The sequence below is a fragment of the Clavibacter capsici genome (genome assembly GCF_001280205.1).
Classification (GTDB): Bacteria; Actinomycetota; Actinomycetes; order Actinomycetales; family Microbacteriaceae; genus Clavibacter; species Clavibacter capsici.
In genome coordinates this window covers 2026110-2037982 of sequence record NZ_CP012573.1, presented here as the reverse complement: position 1 = coordinate 2037982, position 11873 = coordinate 2026110, and the positions used below count along the sequence as shown (strand labels likewise).

Sequence of the window (11873 nt, the reverse complement as noted above, 5' to 3'; positions counted from 1 at the left end):
GGCCGACACGCTAGAGGACAACATGGCTGATCACGACGACGACTTCCCCGAGCTCGACAGCGGGCTCTCCGAGCGCCTGTCGAGCATCGACGAGGAGCTGGCCGCCCAGCGCGCGCAGGCGCTCCGGGCCGGGCTCGCCGACTACGAGCTCGACGACGAGGACCTCGAGGTCCTCGAGACCGCGACGGACGACCCCGACCAGGTCACGTACCTGCCGGCGCTGCCCGTGCTCGCGGTCGTCGGCCGCCCGAACGTGGGCAAGTCGGCGCTCATCAACCGGATCCTCGGCCGCCGCGAGGCCGTCGTCGAGGACACCCCCGGCGTCACGCGCGACCGCGTCTCGTACAAGGCCGAGCACGCGGGCCGCTGGTTCACGCTCGTCGACACCGGCGGGTGGGAGCCGGACGCCAAGGGCATCAACGCGTCCGTGGCCATGCAGGCCGAGATCGCGATGGACCTCGCCGACGCCGTGCTCTTCGTCGTCGACGCGAACGTGGGCGCCACGAGCACGGACGAGCACGTCGTCCGCCTGCTCCGCAAGACCAAGAAGCCCGTGCTGCTCGCGGCCAACAAGGTCGACGACGCGCGCCAGGAGCCGAACGCCGCCTCGCTGTGGTCGCTCGGCCTCGGCGAGCCGCACCCCGTGTCCGCGCTGCACGGCCGCGGCGTCGCGGACCTCCTCGACCTCGTGCTCACGACCCTGCCGCTCGTCTCCAAGGTCGCCAAGGAGGAGGTCGGCGGTCCCCGCCGCGTCGCGATCCTCGGCCGCCCTAACGTCGGCAAGTCGAGCCTGCTCAACAAGGCCGCGGGCGAGGAGCGCGTGGTCGTCAACGAGCTCGCCGGCACCACGCGGGATCCCGTCGACGAGCAGGTCGAGATCGCCGGCAAGGTGTGGCGCTTCGTCGACACCGCCGGCATCCGCCGCCGCATGCACCTCGCCCAGGGCGCCGACTTCTACGCGTCGCTCCGGACGAGCGCGGCGCTGGAGAAGGCGGAGGTCGCGGTCGTCATGATCGACGTCTCCGAGGTCATCAGCGAGCAGGACATCCGCATCATCGAGCTGGTGCTCGAGTCGGGCCGCGCGCTCGTGCTGGCGTTCAACAAGTGGGACCTCCTCGACGACGAGCGCCGCCGCTACCTCGAGCGCGAGATCGAGACCGACCTCGCGCACGTGTCGTGGGCGCCTCGCGTCAACATCTCGGCGCGCACCGGCCGCCACATGGAGAAGCTCGTGCCGGCGCTCGAGACGGCGCTGGAGTCGTGGGACACCCGCATCGCGACGGGCAAGTTCAACGCGTTCCTCGCCGAGCTCACCGCGGCGCACCCGCACCCCGTGCGCGGCGGCAAGCAGCCGCGCATCCTCTTCGGCACGCAGGCCTCGAGCCGGCCGCCGACATTCGTGCTCTTCACGACCGGGTACCTCGACCCGCAGTACCGTCGCTACATCCAGCGTCGCCTGCGGGAGATCTACGGCTTCGAGGGCAGCCCGATCATCGTCAACATGCGCGTGCGGGAGAAGCGGAAGCGCTAGCTCTTCCTGACCGCGTGCAGCACGACGGACGGCGTCGATCCCTTCTCGGGTCGGCGCCGTCCGTCGTCTCGGGGGCGGGGATCACGTGTACCAGGTCGGCTCCGGGATCTCGCCGAGCAGCACGTGCCGGCCGACCTCGCGTCGCTTGTAGGGGATCGGGTCGTGCAGCGTGTGCGTGCGCAGGTTCCGCCAGAAGATGTCGAGCCCGGCCTTCGAGGACGAGGCGCGGGCGCCCGTGAGCTCGAGGATCCGCGTGCCGACCTCCAGCCCGTCCTCCGCGATGCGCGCCTTGGCCGCCGCCACCCGCACGGCGATCTCCCCGCGCTTGCGTTCCGTGAGCTTCTCGCGCGGCGCGTGCAGCACGGCGCTGATCTCGGCGCCCACCCGATCCAGCAGCGCCTCCGACGCCCACACCTTCGACTGCAGCTGGCCGTAGCCCTCGAGCACGTACCACTCGTCGGTCGCGCGCTCCTTGTCGTCGCCGCCGTACGGCCAGGCGCGCGTGGTGCTCCGCGTGTAGGCCGCGGCCGTCTCGAGCGCCCCCTCCGCGATGCCCTGGTAGAAGTTCGCGAACACCAGCTGGATCGCCGGCACGTTGAGCGTGCCGTAGACGAGCGGCTGGAACACCCTGTCGACGAAGCCGGCCGCGTCCGCCCACGGCACCCGCACGTCGCGGATCTCCACCGAGCCCGACTCCGTGAGCCGCTGCCCGAGGCTGTCCCAGTCGTGGCCGAAGACGATGCCGGGCTGGTCGGTCGGCACGATCGCGAAGACGTGGCTTTCGGTGCCCTCGAGCACGCCCTCGAGCACCGTGAGGTCGGAGACGACGCCGCCCGTCGAGAACGACTTCCGGCCCGAGAAGACGAGCTCGTCGCCGTCCTCGCGGATGACGAGGTCGGAGTCGCGCGGGTTCACGGCGCCGCCGAAGAGGAGGTTCCCGGTGGTGGCGAGCTTCTCGACGGCCTCGATCTGCTCGTCGGTCGCGACGAGGCGCGCCGCCCACGCCCAGAGGTAGTGGTAGCCGAGGAGCTGGCCGATGGATCCGTCGCCGCGGGCGACCGCGCGGATCACCTTGTACGCCGTGTCCCAGGTCTGCCCGCCGCCGCCGTGCTCCGCGGGCCCGAGCAGCGTGACGAGGCCGGCGTGCTTGAGGAGCGCCACCTCCTGGTGCGGGCTCGCGCCGGCGCGGTCGCGCTCGACCTGGTCGACGGCGAGGATGTCGGCGACCTCGCGGGCGCGGGCGATCCACGCGGCCGGGGTCGTGGGGCGGGGCGCGCCCTTCCATCGGTCGACGGGGGCGTCGCCGAGGGGAGCGGGGCGCGGGCGGTCGGCGTGCGCGTGCGCGGTCGCGTCCGCGGGGCTCGCGGTGGATGCGGGGGAGCCGGATGCGGGTCGGGGCTCGCGGTCGATCAGGGTCATGTCCTGTCCTCTCGTGAAGGGGCGCGACCGGTGCCGCGCCTCGCGGTGGGGCCACGGTAGGGGCGGGTTCGGCGGGCTGGCGAGGGGTGTGACGCGGGGTTGCGGGGTGTGACGACGCGGGGCGTCACGGGGTGTCATGCGGGAGAGCGGGTGGGGCGTCGGCGCGCGTCTCGGGGCCGGGTCGCACCCGTTCCCCGGCCGCGAGATGAGGGGACGCTGACGTGTCCGTCCCGCGCAGCCCGGCTCGTTCCCGGCGGGCGGGCGGCGTCGCGTCGTACCCTGATCCGGGCGCATCCGACGCCCGCTCCCGAGACACGAGAGGATCGCCCCGGTGGACCAGCTGCTCAGCCGTCTCGATCGCATCGCGGCCGGCCGCCAGGCGGGCCACGTCATCGCCGAGGACATGCGCGACCACCCGTTCACGACCCGGGCCTTCCGCTGGATCCAGTGGATCCTCGTCGCCGAGACCGCCGTCGGCGCGACCGCGGTGGCCATCGCCCTGACCCTCGCCTCCGACGGCATCGCCGTAGCGCCCGCCGTCTGGTTCCGCTCCTTCGTGGTGCTCGCGATGACCATCACGCTCTACTACTTCGCCTGGCGCGCCTCGGCCGGCTACTGGTGGGCGTACTCGCGCCTCCGCCTCTTCAGCCAGATCTTCCCCATCGTGACCCTGGTGATCGCCGCGATCCCGGGCCTCTACCCGCTCTGGATGGTCGTGGAGCAGATCGTCTTCTCGCTGCTGCTCATCGGGGTCGCGGACATCCTGCGGAGCGACCACATGCGGGACGCTTTCCCGAAGCCGGGGCGGGTGGCGCGCTCGGCGCCGGGGTCGTCGTCGGCTCGGCCGTCGGGTGGCGCGGCCGCCTGATCACGTGCCGGTCCGCCTCGCCGGACGTGCCGGAGCAGTGCCGCTGATGCGGTAGGCTCTACGAGTTGCCCAGCGATGGGTCAGCGGGCTGTGGCGCAGCTTGGTAGCGCACTTGACTGGGGGTCAAGGGGTCGCAGGTTCAAATCCTGTCAGCCCGACCGAGAAAAGCCCTGGTACGTCGGCATTCAGCCGAGTGCTGGGGCTTTTTCTATGCCCTCCGCCGGGGCTGTGTGTAGCAGTGTGTGTGCACCAGACCGCCGAGCGGGCACGAGGGCCGCGCCATTCTCGACCGCGCGACGTGACGCCGACCCGAGCATGTGGGCGTAGATGTCCGACGTCACGCTGACCGAGCTGTGCCCGAGGATCTTAGACACGATGGCGAGGTCCTCCCCAGCGTCGATCATCAGCGACGCGGCCTCGTGGCGCTGCCCGTGGAACGTCATCTTGGGCAGTCCGGCCTGCACGCGGAGCTTGTCGAACAGGCGCGTGGCGTACTGCGGCTTGAGCGGTGATCCGTCCTCGTAGGTGAACACGTAGCCGCTGCGCTCGTAGGCGTCACCCCAGACGTCCTCCTCGGCTCGCTGGGTGAGCTTCCACGCGAGGAGCGCGCCGCTGGCCCGGTCGCCCAGGTCCACCGTGCGGCGGCCGGTGCGCGTCTTGGGCGAGGTCTCCACGATGTCCGCGCCCGCCTGCGTGCGGTTGTTCTGCACGACCAGGAGCCGCTGGGTGAGGTCCACGTCCGTCCAGCGGAGCCCGAGCAGCTCACCTCGGCGCAGGCCCGTGAACATGGCCAGCTCGAACATGGCCCCCAGCCGGTGCTCGCCCGCGACGTCGAGGAAGCGGCCGACCTGCTCCGGCTTCCACGGCTCGAAGTCCTTGGTCTCGACGCGCGGTAGCTTCACGCCCGCGGCCGGGTTCAGCTCGATGAGGTGATCGTCGTACGCGGCGCGCAGGGACCCCTGGACCACCGCGATGATGCGGCGCACGGTCGTGGCTCCGCGGCCGGCGGCCACGAGGTCGTCGACCAGGCCGGAGACGTGGAACCGGCGGATGTCCTCGAGCTTCATCCGGCCGAGCGCGGACGGCGCGATGTCGGCCTCGATGTACCGGCGGTAGTTCACCGCGGTGGTCTCCTTGAGGCCCTCGCCCGTCGCCTGGTGCCGCGCCAGCCACCGCTCGAGGTACTGGGCGTATCGCTCCTTCGTCGGTGGGAGGTACGTGCCCGCGTCCACCTTCACGGCGGCCTTGTTCCGGGCCTGCTGCGCGGCCTGGCGCGTCTTGAACCCGCCCTTGCGGATCTGCACCCGCTTCCCCGTCTTGGGGTCGGTTCCGGCGGCCAGGTAGAAGCTCCAGGTGCCGTGCTTGGGGTCGGTGAGCTGCGGGCAGCGCGCGCCGAGCTGCTTGCCGTCCTCCCGACATCCGCAGCGGCGGGTCACGGCGTCAGCCACGGTCGGACCCCTCGTGCTTGTCGATCCAGACGGGCCGGGCTCGGACGTCGGCCACGATCTGGCGGGTATCGGGGTCGGTGCTCTGCGTCATGGCGAGCCACTCGGCCCCGAACTCCTCCGAGGGCTCGGCGCGGAGGGCTCGCGCGACGTCCTCAACGTGCATGGCGTAGCCCCGCTGCAGGGTGCGGATGCCGTCGAAGTGCGGCCGGAGCTGCCGGAGTTGTCCGGTGAACTCGTCGGAGTTCGGGGGAGGGGTGGGGTCAGTCATCGTCGTTCCTCTCGTTGGTCTGCCAGTCGGCGTATCGGGTGGAGTTAGACCACTCCACGGGGTCCAGCAGCTCGTCGTCGCTGAGGACGTCGCGAGCCGCAAGCGTGAGGGGGACGGAGAACTCCCCGACGTACCAGCCACCCACCGGGGGGCGCTCGTCCGTCTCGACATCGGCGCGGAGCCGGGCCAGGGTGTCGTCCCGTGTCGTCGTGATGCGGTCGCGCAGGGCCGGTGACATCCGCGCCCGTGCGTCATCCACTGCACTCACGTAGCGGGCGGTCTCGCGCCGGACGCCCTCGAGCGCCGTGGCGGCCTCGTAGAACGCCCGCAGGCCCTCGTCCACCCGCGAGGCGTCGGCACCGAGGAGCCAGTCGTCCACCGTGCCGCCGAACACCTGCACCAGGGCCATCAGCTCGTTCACGACGATGCGTCGTCGTGGCTTGCCCTGCTCGATCTTGGTCAGCGCCGTCGGGTGGATGGGGCAGCCCGCCTCCGCCATCAGCGCCGCCAGCCGCTCGTACGACCACCCGCGCGCCTTCCGCTCCATGCGGATGCGGTCCGCCAGCACGTCCTCCGCGTCGATAGTTCCTGCTGCTCTCTGCCTCGCCATGTGGATCCTTCCGTTATCGCATACTGTACCGCGTGTCGCTGGCATTAGGTAGCGCATGGGGTCATCTTGTGCCAGACTGATCGTGCGCCCGGTGCTGCTGGGCGGCATCTGCATCGAAGGCACGGCGGGTCCGGCTCACGATTTCCACTGCTGATCTCAGCCATCTGGAGACCCCGTGTCCCGCATTCCTGCTTCCCCGCCCGCCCGCGCCCTGAGCGCCGACGACGCCCGCACCCGTCTCACTGTCACCGTCACCGAGGCCGCCGAGCTGCTCGGCATCGGCCGGCAGTCCGCGTACGCCGCCGTCCGTGCCGGCGAGATCCCGTCCGTCAAGATCGGGCACCGCATCCTCGTGCCCACCGCTCAGCTCCTCGCGCTCGTCAGCGCGGCAACGGAGTAGGCCGTGACCACACCGGGCGGGCCCCGGGAAACGACCTACGCCGAGCGCATCACCCTGCCGCCGGCCGCCGAGGCGTACCTCGAGCAGCTGGGCACCGACCTCCTCATGGAGCGCGTCGGCGTCCACCAGCTCTCCCCGGCGCTCTCGCAGCTGTTCTGGTTCGCCTGGCAGTCCGGCCGCGACTCGCTCCGACCCACCATCGAATGCCTCCTCAGCGACCGGGAGCGCTACTACCTGCTCGCGTTCAACACCCCCCAGCAGGTGCGCGCCATCCGGCAGCGACGGCTCGACGGCCACTTCCAGCGCGAGGCCGCGCGGTTCTTCGGGGAGGCCACCCGGTGACCACCCCTGACCCCCTCACCTCCGCGTTCAGCGCCCAGTGGCTCATGGACCAGACGTTCCCGCCGCTGGAGTACGTCATCCCCGGCATCATCCCCCAGGGCCTCTCCCTCCTCGTCGCGTCCCCGAAGATCGGCAAGTCCTGGTTCGTGCTCGGCGTTGCCGTGGCCTGCGCCTCCGGAGGGACCGCGCTCGGCACCCTCACCGTGGACCGCCGCCCCGTGCTGTACCTCGCCCTCGAGGACGGCAAGAAGCGCCTCCAGTCGCGCCTCCGGTCGCTCGGCGTCACCGAGCCCCCCGAGGGCTTGGACTTCATCATCGAGACGCAGAACGTGCTCGCTTCAGCGCACGCGTTCATGGAGCGTCACCGTGAGGCCAACCCGCTCGTGATCCTCGACACCCTCGGCAAGGTCATGCCGTCCGCCAACTCGGGGGAGACCAGCTACGAGCGCGACTACCGGATCGCCGGACTCCTCAAGGCTGCTGCTGACAGCGTGCCCGGTGGATCCGTGGTGGTCGTCCATCACACCCGCAAGGCCGACTCCACCGACTTCCTCGACTCCGTGTCCGGCACGCAGGGACTCGCTGGAGCGGCCGACAGCATCCTCGCCATCACCCGGGAACGGAACACCCCCACCGCCACCCTCCGCGTCACCAGTCGCGACGCAGCCGAAGGCGAGTACCAGATGCGCCTCGATGACGCCGGCCGGTGGACCCTCGACGGCGACGACCTCACTACCGCCGCCCGCAGCGCCCAGACCACGCGAGCCACGGCCAACCTCAACGACCGCTCCGCCGAGATCGTCACCAAGCTCCAGGACCACCCCGAAGGCATCAAGGCCCGCGACCTCGCCCTGCTCGTCAACATCGGGCCCGAGCAGATCGCGACCTACCTGTCACGACTCGCCCGCGCCAACCGCATCCAACAGCTCGCCCGAGGCCTCTATGGCCCCCTCCCTATACCCCCTGTTACATGTGTTGAAAGTGTTACAAGCCCCGACTGAGTCGATCCCAACACAGCAACACTCCCAACACCCCAACACCCCGTCGCAACACCGACCAAAGGACTGTCATGGACCAGCCGCCCCCCTTCGCTCACTACCTCGCCAAGCACAACGGCGACCAGCTCGCAGCCATCAAGGCGATGCTGCGCGACCAGAAGAAGTACCAGGACTTCCTCGACCCCAACCGGCCCGACCCCGACGACCCCCGCTACAAGGGCTTCACGCGTAACCAGGCACGAGCGGTGTGGAAAGCAGAACAGCGCATCAACCCCGACCGGCCGGGGACAGAGGCTCCTATCCGCGCACGATCCCCGCGGAAGCGCGCGCGGGTGGATCCGACTGTGACCACGCAGCACACACCGGAGGAAGAAGCCCGGAATGACGGGGATGTGGGGGAGGGCTCTTGACACAGGATCAGGGGGCCGACCGCGCCGAAGCGCGCGCAGGGGACGGCAACCCGGTGACCCGCCGGAAGGCCCTGCTCAGGAACTACGCCATCGCCACCGGCATGCTGCGGGACAACATCCCCTCGCTGCACAGCCCGATCTACCGCTACGTGCAGGCCCTCCAGGATGAGGCCGCCTACTACCGGGTGGAGTCCAGGCAGCTGCGCGCGCAGGTGGCCGAGATGACCGCGCAGCGCGAGGAGGTGCGCGGTGGGTGAGTCCCGGTGCCTCATCTGCCAGCACCCCGACCGTGCAGACATCGAGGCCGACATGGCCGGCGGCAAGTCGAACGTGGCGGTAGCCGAGCATTACGGGTCGTTCTCACGTGACGCCGTGCGCCGGCACCGGGACTCCCACCTGTCCCCGTCCCTCAAGGCGGTGGCCGCCAAGCGGGAGACCGCGGGGGCAGTGAAGGCCATCGACCGGGTCGAGGATCTCTACACCCGAGCCTCCGGGATCCTCGAGGCGGCGACGGCGGACGGCCAAGCCGGCGTGTCTCTTGCCGCTGTCCGTGAGCTGCGGGGCCTGGTGGAGCTGCTGGCCAAGCTGACCGGGGAGTTGGACGAGCGCCCGCAGGTGCAGATCCTCAACGTGTCGACGTCGCCGGAGTGGGGGGAGATCCGGGGCCGCCTGCTGGGTGCCCTGACCCCGTACCCGGATGCTGCTGCCGCCGTGGCCCGTGCGTTGCAGGCGGAGGCATGACCGGCCTGGCTGAGGATCTGGCCGCTGCTCTGGATCCCGCGGTGTTCGCGGGCGGGCTGGGGCTGGAGCCGGAGCCGTGGCAGGCGGACCTGCTGCGCTCGCGGGCCTCTCGTGCGCTGGTGCTGTGTGCCCGCCAGGTGGGGAAGTCCACGACGGTCGGCTATCGGGCGCTGCACCGTGCGGTCTACCGGCCGGGCTGTCTGGTGCTGATCGTGTCTCCGACGCAGCGGCAGTCGGATGAGCAGCTGGGCCGGGTGGCGACGTTGTACCGGGGCATGGGTGAGCAGCCGCGGGCGGCGAAGTCGAACAGCGCGGAGCTGGCTCTGGCGAACGGGTCGCGCATCGTGTCCCTGCCGGGCAGTGAGGGCGGTATCCGGGGGTTCTCGGGCGTGGAGCTGCTCATCATCGATGAGGCGTCGCGTGTCGAGGATGACGTGTTCGCGTCGTGCTTGCCGATGGTGGCCAGCTCGGGGCAGATCGTGGCTCTGAGCACCCCGTGGGGCCGGCGGGGGTGGTTCTTCGAGCTGCACGAGGATCCGGTGAACGCGTGGGAGCGGCACAAGGTGACCGTGCACGAGTCGGACCAGTACACGCCGGAGCGCATCGCGGAGGTGCGGGCGGCGTTGGGCTCGTTCACGTTCGCCTCTGACTACCTGTGCGAGTTCGGGGACACCGACTCGCAGCTGTTCGGCGCGGAGATGGTCCGTGCCGCGTTCTCTTCGACCGTTCGACCTCTGGAGCTGTGATGACTACTGGATGCATGACTGTGGGCTTGGACCTCGGGCAGGGGCAGGACAACTCGGCGCTGGCTGTGGTGGAGCGTGTGCTGGTGCTGCCGCCGATGGTGTCGCTGGGCCAGTTCTGGCGTCAGCCGGAGACCTTCGGCCCGCAGGTGCGTGAGGAGCTGCACGTCCGCCACTTAACGCGGTGGGAGCTCCAGACGCCCTACGACGTCGTGGTGGGTGATGTGGCCGGGCTGATGCGCCGGCCGTCGATGATCGACGCCATGCTGCTGCTGGACGGGTCCGGTGTCGGCCGCGCAGTGCGGGACATGGTGTACGCGGAGTGGAACACGGACCCGTTCGGTGTCTGCCCGCCCATCGCGGTGACGGCGACCGGCGGCCTCAAGCGCCACGGCTGGAACGTCCCGAAGCGGGACCTGCTGGCGGCCATCCAGGTGCGCCTCCAGACGGGGACGCTGCGCATCGCCAAGGGGCTGGTGCTCGGTGACCAGCTCGAGCGGGAGCTGACCAGCTTCCGCCAGAAGATTTCCGCGGCCGGCCGCGACACCTTCGAGGTGCAGCGGAAGGCCGGGGAGGGGCACGGGGACCTCGTGAGCGCGTTGGCGCTCGCCGTGTTCCAGCCCAACACGATCGGCAGACCTGCCGTGATCGAGTCCGCGCACGACCTGATGAAGGAGACCACCGATGTCTGATGCCCCCGCCGCCGAGACGACGACCGAGACCCCCGAGGTGGAGGACGACCAGCTGGCCCAGCTGCCGGCCGACCGCCTCGCCGCGATGCTGCGCGAGAAGCGCGCCGACGAGGCCAAGGTCCGTGCCCGCCTGCGCGAGGCGGAGACGCAGCGCGACGGCCTGACCGGGACCGTGCAGGGGTTCCAGCGTGCCGCGTTCGAGCGCGCCGCCGCCGAGGCGGGCGTCGTGCCCACGGCCATCCCGGACCTCGTGGCGCAGACGAGCGTCGCGGACCTGCTGGGCGAGGACGGGCTGCTGGACCCGGACGCGACCGCCGCGGCGCTGGCGACGGCGAAGGACGAGCGCCCGCACCTGTTCAAGCCGGGCGTGACCCTGACCGGTGGCGAGTCGTTCAGCGGCGGCTCCTCGGCCACCTGGTCGTCGCTCATCCGGTAGCGCAATGTCGGGGCGCAGGGTATCGTTTGTGACACGAGGCCTTGCGCCCCTATCGGATTCGCCCCATGCGGGCAGTCAGCACATGACCACTCTGTAGCTCACTGCGCCCATAGGAGGCCCCCATGCTCACCACCGCTTCGACCAACGCCGCCGCGATCTCTCCCGACGAGATCAAGCAGCTCATCGTCCTGCCCGTCGACCGCGCGTCCGTCGCCATGCAGGTCGCCACCGTCATCAACACCGACGCGACCCGCACCCACATCCCGCTCGTGACCGGCGACCCGTCGGCGTCCTGGGTCGCGGAGGGTGCCGAGATCGGCGCGTCCGATCCGACCATCGACGACATCGTGATCGTCCCCGCGAAGATCGCCGGTCTGACCGTCATCACGAACGAGCTGGCCGCGGACACGTCGCCGGCCGCCGCCGCCATCGTCGGTGAGGGCCTCGCCCGCGACATCGCCCGGAAGATCGACCTCGCGTACTTCGGCTCCAAGGGCGCGAGCGCCGTCCAGCCCGCCGGCCTCGAGAACCTCACCGGCTTCACGGCGGTGGCCAAGCCCGCGACCTGGGCGGACCTCGACCCGTTCGCGGAGGCCGTCGCCAACGCCGAGGGCCTGGGCCTCCAGCTCGGATCCTTCGTCGCCAACCCGGCTGACGTCCTCGCCCTGTCGCGGCTCAAGGAGTCCACGACGAGCAAGCGCGGCCTGCTCACGCCGGACCCCGCAAACCCGACGCGCCGCATGATCTTCGGCGTCCCGCTGCGCGTGTCCACGGGTGTCACGGCAGGCACCGTCTGGGGCATCCCCTCGGAGCGCGCCATCATCGTGCGCCGCAACGACGTCGACCTGCAGATCGACCGCTCGGCCTACTTCACGAGCGACCGGACCGCCATCCGGGCGACGATGCGCCTGTCCTGGGGCGTCACGCAGCCGGCCGCGTTCCAGAAGATCAAGACCGCCGCATAGGC

General features: G+C 70.7%; 16 protein-coding genes and 1 tRNA gene. 13 read left to right on the top strand and 4 right to left on the bottom strand.

Features of this window, described 5'->3' with window-relative positions:
• Positions 1 to 22 precede the first annotated feature (22 nt).
• Positions 23 to 1531, top strand: coding sequence for a ribosome biogenesis GTPase Der (gene der, locus AES38_RS09580; RefSeq protein WP_053774774.1), 1509 nt, complete (start codon positions 23 to 25; stop codon positions 1529 to 1531).
• 81 nt (positions 1532 to 1612) lie between these two features.
• Here the strand turns inward: der and AES38_RS09575 are convergent, their stop codons facing one another.
• Positions 1613 to 2950, bottom strand: coding sequence for an acyl-CoA dehydrogenase family protein (locus tag AES38_RS09575; protein ID WP_210768424.1), 1338 nt, complete (start codon positions 2948 to 2950; stop codon positions 1613 to 1615).
• A gap of 331 nt (positions 2951 to 3281) precedes the next feature.
• Between AES38_RS09575 and AES38_RS09570 the strand changes: the two genes are divergently transcribed.
• Positions 3282 to 3818 carry a hypothetical protein gene (locus tag AES38_RS09570; protein ID WP_053774773.1) on the top strand — a complete coding sequence of 179 codons (537 nt, stop codon included), beginning with the start codon at positions 3282 to 3284 and terminating at the stop codon, positions 3816 to 3818.
• Between the two features lie 84 nt (positions 3819 to 3902).
• Positions 3903 to 3976 (top strand) — tRNA-Pro (locus AES38_RS09565).
• Between the two features lie 27 nt (positions 3977 to 4003).
• Here AES38_RS09565 and AES38_RS09560 read toward each other — a convergent pair.
• The 3 genes from AES38_RS09560 to AES38_RS09550 are packed head-to-tail and all read right to left on the bottom strand — an operon-like array spanning position 4004 to position 6144.
• Positions 4004 to 5266, bottom strand: coding sequence for a tyrosine-type recombinase/integrase (locus AES38_RS09560; protein WP_053774772.1), 1263 nt, complete (start codon positions 5264 to 5266; stop codon positions 4004 to 4006).
• Positions 5259 to 5534, bottom strand: coding sequence for a hypothetical protein (locus tag AES38_RS09555; RefSeq protein ID WP_053774771.1), 276 nt, complete (start codon positions 5532 to 5534; stop codon positions 5259 to 5261). Before AES38_RS09555 ends, AES38_RS09560 begins: the two co-directional genes overlap by 8 nt.
• Complete coding sequence (locus AES38_RS09550) at positions 5527 to 6144, bottom strand: helix-turn-helix domain-containing protein (protein ID WP_053774770.1); 618 nt, start codon at positions 6142 to 6144, stop codon at positions 5527 to 5529. The genes AES38_RS09555 and AES38_RS09550 overlap by 8 nt, the downstream gene beginning before the upstream one ends.
• Positions 6145 to 6319: 175 nt before the next feature.
• Between AES38_RS09550 and AES38_RS09545 the strand changes: the two genes are divergently transcribed.
• The 10 genes from AES38_RS09545 (at position 6320) to AES38_RS09500 (ending at position 11871) form a co-directional block, all read left to right on the top strand.
• Positions 6320 to 6544 carry a helix-turn-helix domain-containing protein gene (locus AES38_RS09545; protein ID WP_218917137.1) on the top strand — a complete coding sequence of 75 codons (225 nt, stop codon included), beginning with the start codon at positions 6320 to 6322 and terminating at the stop codon, positions 6542 to 6544.
• 3 nt (positions 6545 to 6547) lie between these two features.
• Complete coding sequence (locus AES38_RS15845) at positions 6548 to 6886, top strand: hypothetical protein (RefSeq protein ID WP_053774769.1); 339 nt, start codon at positions 6548 to 6550, stop codon at positions 6884 to 6886.
• Positions 6883 to 7887 (top strand): AAA family ATPase, encoded by a 1005-nt coding sequence (locus AES38_RS09535; protein WP_053774768.1) that lies wholly within the window; start codon positions 6883 to 6885, stop codon positions 7885 to 7887. The genes AES38_RS15845 and AES38_RS09535 overlap by 4 nt, the downstream gene beginning before the upstream one ends.
• Before the next feature lie 68 nt (positions 7888 to 7955).
• A complete protein-coding gene (locus AES38_RS09530; RefSeq protein WP_053774767.1) occupies positions 7956 to 8294 on the top strand; it encodes a hypothetical protein in 339 nt (112 codons plus the stop codon).
• Positions 8291 to 8551 carry a hypothetical protein gene (locus tag AES38_RS09525; RefSeq protein ID WP_053774766.1) on the top strand — a complete coding sequence of 87 codons (261 nt, stop codon included), beginning with the start codon at positions 8291 to 8293 and terminating at the stop codon, positions 8549 to 8551. The genes AES38_RS09530 and AES38_RS09525 overlap by 4 nt, the downstream gene beginning before the upstream one ends.
• On the top strand, positions 8544 to 9035 hold the full coding sequence (locus tag AES38_RS09520) for a hypothetical protein (protein ID WP_053774765.1): 492 nt from the start codon (positions 8544 to 8546) through the stop codon (positions 9033 to 9035). Before AES38_RS09525 ends, AES38_RS09520 begins: the two co-directional genes overlap by 8 nt.
• Positions 9032 to 9781: a terminase large subunit domain-containing protein gene (locus AES38_RS09515; RefSeq protein WP_053774764.1), complete on the top strand. Its 750-nt coding sequence runs from the start codon at positions 9032 to 9034 to the stop codon at positions 9779 to 9781. Before AES38_RS09520 ends, AES38_RS09515 begins: the two co-directional genes overlap by 4 nt.
• Positions 9782 to 9807: 26 nt before the next feature.
• Positions 9808 to 10470 carry a hypothetical protein gene (locus AES38_RS09510; protein WP_157883521.1) on the top strand — a complete coding sequence of 221 codons (663 nt, stop codon included), beginning with the start codon at positions 9808 to 9810 and terminating at the stop codon, positions 10468 to 10470.
• Positions 10463 to 10906, top strand: coding sequence for a hypothetical protein (locus tag AES38_RS09505; protein ID WP_053774762.1), 444 nt, complete (start codon positions 10463 to 10465; stop codon positions 10904 to 10906). The genes AES38_RS09510 and AES38_RS09505 overlap by 8 nt, the downstream gene beginning before the upstream one ends.
• A 122-nt stretch (positions 10907 to 11028) precedes the next feature.
• Positions 11029 to 11871 (top strand): phage major capsid protein, encoded by an 843-nt coding sequence (locus AES38_RS09500; RefSeq protein WP_053774761.1) that lies wholly within the window; start codon positions 11029 to 11031, stop codon positions 11869 to 11871.
• Positions 11872 to 11873 lie beyond the last annotated feature (2 nt).

Coding starts and splice junctions, on each gene's coding strand:
- der (WP_053774774.1), top strand. CDS start 23: ATGGCTGATCACGACGACGACTTCCCCGAGCTCGACAGCGGGCTCTCC.
- AES38_RS09575 (WP_210768424.1), bottom strand. CDS start 2,950: ATGACCCTGATCGACCGCGAGCCCCGACCCGCATCCGGCTCCCCCGCA.
- AES38_RS09555 (WP_053774771.1), bottom strand. CDS start 5,534: ATGACTGACCCCACCCCTCCCCCGAACTCCGACGAGTTCACCGGACAA.
- AES38_RS09550 (WP_053774770.1), bottom strand. CDS start 6,144: ATGGCGAGGCAGAGAGCAGCAGGAACTATCGACGCGGAGGACGTGCTG.
- AES38_RS09530 (WP_053774767.1), top strand. CDS start 7,956: ATGGACCAGCCGCCCCCCTTCGCTCACTACCTCGCCAAGCACAACGGC.
- AES38_RS09515 (WP_053774764.1), top strand. CDS start 9,032: ATGACCGGCCTGGCTGAGGATCTGGCCGCTGCTCTGGATCCCGCGGTG.
- AES38_RS09505 (WP_053774762.1), top strand. CDS start 10,463: ATGTCTGATGCCCCCGCCGCCGAGACGACGACCGAGACCCCCGAGGTG.
- AES38_RS09500 (WP_053774761.1), top strand. CDS start 11,029: ATGCTCACCACCGCTTCGACCAACGCCGCCGCGATCTCTCCCGACGAG.